We start from the raw sequence: 1,180 nt of genomic DNA, 5'->3' as shown, positions 1-1,180 counted from the left end.
AAAAACCAAGCATATATATTTTGTTAATACCATAGAAAAACCAATGGTTGATTACATCTAAAGATATTACACAAAATTATGGACTTGACTCAACTATTCCATTACCTGAAGGTAATATCACAGCGAAAGCGACAGATAATGCGGAAACGCCAAATACGTCTGATACTTCGGATCCAGTTAAATCGAAAGATATAACACCGCCAAGTAAACCTCTGATTCAAACAGACTTAACTGATAAAGGTGGTACAAAAGATCCAATTACAGTGACTACTGACCCTGGAAATAAAGTTGAAATCTTCGATAAAGATGGCAATAAGATTGGTGAGGGTGTCGCTAACGATCAAGGTGTCGCTGAAATTATACCGACAACGCCATTACCTGAAGGTAATATCACAGCCAAAGCAACGGATAATGCAGAAACACCGAATACGTCTGATGCTTCTGACCCAGTAAAATCGAAAGATACAACACCGCCAACTAAACCTGTGATTCAAACAGACCTAACAGGTAAAGGTGGTACGAAAGATCCAATCGTTGTAAAAGCTGACCCTGGAACTAAAGTTGAAATCTTCGATAAAGATGGCAATAAGATTGGTGAAGGAGTCGCTAATAATCAAGGTATCGCTAAAATTACACCGACAAAACCATTACCTGAAGGTAATATCACGGCGAAAGCGACAGATAATGCGGAAACGCCAAATACGTCTGACGCTTCTGAACCAGTCAAATCGAAAGATACAACGCCGCCTACTAAACCTGTGATTCAAACAGACTTAACTGATAAAGGTGGCACGAAAGATCCAATTTCAGTGACTACTGACCCTGGAACTAAAGTTGAAAACTTCGATAAAGACGGAAACAAAATTGGTGAAGGTATCGCAAATGATCAAGGTGTCGCTGAAATCACGCCAACAAAACCATTACCTGAAGGTAATATTACAGCGAAAGCAACGGATAATGCGGAAACACCGAATACATCTGATGCTTCTGAACCTGTCAAATCGAAAGATACAACACCGCCAACTAAACCTGTGATTCAAACAGACTTATCAGGTAAAGGTGGTACGAAAGATCCAATTTCAGTGACTACTGACCCTGGAACTAAAGTTGAAATCTTCGATAAAGATGGCAATAAGATTGGTGAAGGTATCGCAAATGATCAAGGCGTAGCTGAAATCAC

1 pseudogene is annotated in these 1,180 nt (G+C 39.7%); it reads left to right on the top strand.

From position 1 onward, the window contains the following. Positions 1 to 47: 47 nt before the first annotated feature. A pseudogene (locus tag LQ668_RS12225) lies at positions 48 to 1,180 on the top strand (YSIRK signal domain/LPXTG anchor domain surface protein); the annotation flags it as partial.

Origin of the sequence: Mammaliicoccus sp. K-M42, from assembly GCF_022386375.1 — a bacterium.
In the GTDB taxonomy this organism is placed as follows: domain Bacteria; phylum Bacillota; class Bacilli; order Staphylococcales; family Staphylococcaceae; genus Mammaliicoccus; species Mammaliicoccus fleurettii.
This window is presented reverse-complemented; position numbering and strand designations above follow the sequence as displayed.